General features: G+C 69.4%; 5 protein-coding genes. 4 read left to right on the top strand and 1 reads right to left on the bottom strand.

What is annotated here, in order from left to right; genetic code table 11:
- Positions 1 to 420: sulfite exporter TauE/SafE family protein (locus DK254_RS21400; protein ID WP_146219638.1), on the bottom strand; the 420-nt coding region annotated here is incomplete at its 3' end.
- A gap of 101 nt (positions 421 to 521) precedes the next feature.
- Between DK254_RS21400 and DK254_RS21395 the strand changes: the two genes are divergently transcribed.
- From DK254_RS21395 to DK254_RS21380, 4 genes are all read left to right on the top strand, one after another.
- Positions 522 to 1,493 (top strand): LysR family transcriptional regulator, encoded by a 972-nt coding sequence (locus tag DK254_RS21395; RefSeq protein WP_109935382.1) that lies wholly within the window; start codon positions 522 to 524, stop codon positions 1,491 to 1,493.
- A gap of 45 nt (positions 1,494 to 1,538) precedes the next feature.
- Positions 1,539 to 1,991, top strand: coding sequence for a MarR family winged helix-turn-helix transcriptional regulator (locus tag DK254_RS21390; RefSeq protein ID WP_109935381.1), 453 nt, complete (start codon positions 1,539 to 1,541; stop codon positions 1,989 to 1,991).
- Between the two features lie 146 nt (positions 1,992 to 2,137).
- Positions 2,138 to 2,566, top strand: coding sequence for an organic hydroperoxide resistance protein (locus DK254_RS21385; RefSeq protein ID WP_109935380.1), 429 nt, complete (start codon positions 2,138 to 2,140; stop codon positions 2,564 to 2,566).
- 27 nt (positions 2,567 to 2,593) lie between these two features.
- A complete protein-coding gene (locus tag DK254_RS21380; RefSeq protein WP_109935379.1) occupies positions 2,594 to 3,613 on the top strand; it encodes an alpha/beta hydrolase in 1,020 nt (339 codons plus the stop codon).
- Positions 3,614 to 3,643 lie beyond the last annotated feature (30 nt).

Below are 3,643 nucleotides of genomic sequence, written 5' to 3'. Positions count from 1 at the left end.
CAGGCCCAGTGCGGCGAACCAGGGCAGCCCCGGCGCGGCCTCCCGCGGTTGCGCCGCGCCGCGCTGGCGCAGCAGCAGGTAGCCGGCTAGGGCCAGCAGGAACACCACGAAGGCCGTGCGCATGTGCGCCGCGTCGATGCGCAGCGCCAGGCTGGAGGCGAGGAAGGCGCAGAGCAGCCCGGTCACCGCCAGCACCGCCGCCTGGCCGGGATCGATGCGATTGCGCTGGTGATAACGGCGCAGCGCCAGCAGCACGTTGGGCACCACCATCACCAGGGCCGTGCCCTGCGCCAGTTGCTGGTCGAGGCCGAACAGCACGCCCAGCGCCGGGATCGCCAGCAGCCCGCCGCCGATCCCGAAAAGCCCGCCCAGGCAACCCAGGACCAGCCCCAGAAGAAAGTCCAAGCCCATGTCCAGCATCGCTACCTCCTACCCTTCGGCGCCATGCTAGAAGACCGCTGCTGGATGGGAAACGCAAAGCCGAGCACAATGGCTTGGCGTTTTCTGCAAAGGCAGCCGCCATGACCCCCAGCGCCCTGGAAGACCAGTTGGACCTGTTCCTCGACGTCCTCGACAGCGGCAGCTTCTCCGCCGCCGCGCGCCTGCGCCAGCTCACGCCCTCGGCGGTGGCGCGGCGCATGGACGCCCTCGAGCGCGGCCTGGGCAGCCCCCTGCTGGCCCGCAGCACCCACCTGGTGCGCGCCACCCCGGCCGGCCTGGCGTTCGCCGAGCGGGCCCGGCGCATCGTCGAGGAACTGCGCCAGGCCCGCGCCGAAGCGGTATCGCTGAGCACCGCGCCCGAGGGCCTGATCCGCATCGACGCGCCCGTGCCCTTCGGCCGCCGCCACCTGGCGCCGGCCCTGGCCGACTTCCTCAAGGCCAACCCCGGCCTGGACGTGCAGCTGCGCCTGATCGACAGCTTCACCGACCTGCAGGGCGACAACCTCGGCCAGGTCGACCTGGTGCTGCGCATCGGCCCGTTGCCGGACAGCCGCCTGGTGGCCACGCCGCTGGCGCCCATGCGCCGCATCGTCTGCGCCAGCGCCGACTACCTGGCCCGCCACGGCCGGCCTGCATCGCCGCTGCAGCTACCCGGGCACGTCGGCCTGGACTGGGAAGGCCTGGCCCCGCCGCTGGCCTGGCGCTTCGCCGTCGACGGGCGCCTGCAGCACCTGCGCCCGCGGCGCCTGCGGCTGACCGCCAACAATGCGGAAACCCTGGTCGAAGGCGCCTTGCAGGGGCTCGGCCTGGCCCACCTGCCGACCTGGCTGTGCAGCGAATACCTGGTGCGCGGCGAGCTGCAGCCACTGTTCTGCGAGCAGGGCCTGCCGGAGCCCGAGCCGGGCGGCATCCACGCCCTGCGCCTGGAACGCGGCACACACCCGCGCAGCCAGCGGCTGCTGGCCTTCCTCGTCGAACGCTTCGGCTTCCCGCCGCCCTGGGACAGCGCCCTCGCCGGGCACCTGGCGAGCGACGAACTGGCGAAAAAATAGCCAGCGCGCTAAATTAAGGCGCAATTATCTATTCGGAGGCCCGTCATGAGCCAACCCAAGGACGCCTGCGAATCGCTCAAGCTCGACAACCAGCTGTGCTTCGCCCTCTATTCCACCTCGCTGCAGATGACCAAGGTCTACAAGCCCCTGCTCCAGGAACTGGGCCTGACCTACCCGCAGTACATCGCCATGCTGGTGCTCTGGGAGCGGGACGGCATCACCGTCGGCGAGATCAGCGCGCGCATGCTCACCGACCCCGGCTCCCTCACCCCGCTGCTCAAGCGCCTGGAAGGCGAAGGCCTGATCACCCGCAAGCGCAGCGCCAGCGACGAGCGGGTGGTCGAGCTGCGCCTGACCGACAAGGGCCGCGCCCTGCAGCGCCAGGCTGAACGCATCCCCGGCTGCATCCTCGCCGCCAGCGGCCTGGACCTGGAACAGCTGGGCAAGCTGAAGGACGAGCTGGTGGACCTGCGCGGCAGCCTGCAAGGCGCGGACTAGCGCCTTATTCCCGATTCAGGAAGCGCTTATCGCGAATTCTTCCGATAAATATCTTGCGCGCAAAATAACACAGGACTAAATTCTGCCTCACGCACTTACTTAGCGCGCAAAACTTTAACGAACAAACCAGACCCGGAGACACCACCATGCAAACCATCAAGGCCCTCTACACCGCTACCGCCACTGCCACCGGAGGCCGCGACGGCCGCGCCGTCTCCTCCGACGGCAACCTCGACGTGAAACTGACCACCCCGCGCGAACTGGGCGGCCAGGGCGGCAACGCCACCAACCCCGAGCAACTCTTCGCCGCCGGCTACTCGGCCTGCTTCATCGGCGCACTGAAATTCGTCGCCAGCCAGAGCAAACGGCAGCTCCCCGCCGACGCCTCCATCACCGGCAAGGTCGGCATCGGCCAGATCCCCGGCGGCTTCGGCCTGGAAGTGGAACTGAACATCGATCTGCCCGGCCTGGAGCGTGCCGTCGCCGAGGAACTGGTCGCCGCGGCCCACCAGGTCTGCCCGTACTCCAACGCCACCCGCGGCAACATCGAAGTCCGCCTGAACGTCGCCGTCTGACCCCTACCGCCCAAGGAGAACCCGAACATGAAAGCGCTCAGCAAGACTCTCGCCGGCGGCCTGCTCGCCCTGGCCATCGGCAACGCCTTCGCCGCCGGCAGCCCCGGCGTGCAGCACGACACCCAGGCCTTCCTCGAGGCCCTGCAGGCCGGCGGCGGCAAGCCCCTGGAAACCCTGGCGCCGAAGGATGCCCGCGCGGTACTGAGCGGCGCCCAGGCCTCGGTGAAGGTCGACCTTTCCGGCACCCGTGTCAGCGAGAAGACCATCCAGGCCGACGACCAGCGCATCAAACTGACCATCGTCCGCCCGGCCGGCGCCAAGGGCAGCCTGCCCGCCTTCATGTTCTTCCACGGCGGCGGCTGGGTGCTGGGCGACTACCCGACCCACGCCCGGCTGATCCACGACCTGGTGGTCAGCTCCGGCGCAGCGGCGGTGTACGTCGACTACACGCCCTCCCCCGAGGCCCATTACCCGGTGGCCATCAACCAGGCCTACGCCGCCACGAAGTGGGTGGCCGAGCACGGCAAGGAACTGGACGTCGACGGCTCGCGCCTGGCGGTGGCCGGCAACAGCGTCGGCGGCAACATGGCCGCGGTGGTCGCGCTGATGGCCAAGGACAAGGGCACTCCGAAGCTGCGCTTCCAGGCCCTGCTGTGGCCGGTGACCGACGCCAGCTTCGAGACGGCCTCGTACGACCGGTTCGCCCAGGGGCACTTCCTCACCAAGCCGATGATGCAGTGGTTCTGGGACAGCTACACCACCGATGCGAAGCAGCGCGCGGAGATCTACGCCTCGCCGCTGCGCGCCACCCTCGACCAGTTGAAGGGCCTGCCGCCGGCGCTGGTGCAGACCGCCGAGTTCGACGTGCTGCGCGACGAAGGCGAAGCCTACGCCCGCAAGCTGGACGCCGCCGGCGTGGCGGTCACCGCCGTGCGCTACAACGGCATGATCCACGACTACGGCCTGCTCAACCCGCTGGCTGGCGTACCCGCCGTGCAGGCCGCCCTGCGCCAGGCCGGCGAGGAGCTGAAGGTGCACCTGAAATAACCTGCGCCAGAAACGAAAAAGCCCGGCAGA

Source organism: Pseudomonas sp. RW407 (assembly GCF_003176655.1).
In the GTDB taxonomy this organism is placed as follows: domain Bacteria; phylum Pseudomonadota; class Gammaproteobacteria; order Pseudomonadales; family Pseudomonadaceae; genus Pseudomonas; species Pseudomonas delhiensis.
The sequence above is the reverse complement of the archived record's forward strand: the minus strand, read 5'-3'. Positions and strand labels throughout refer to the sequence as shown.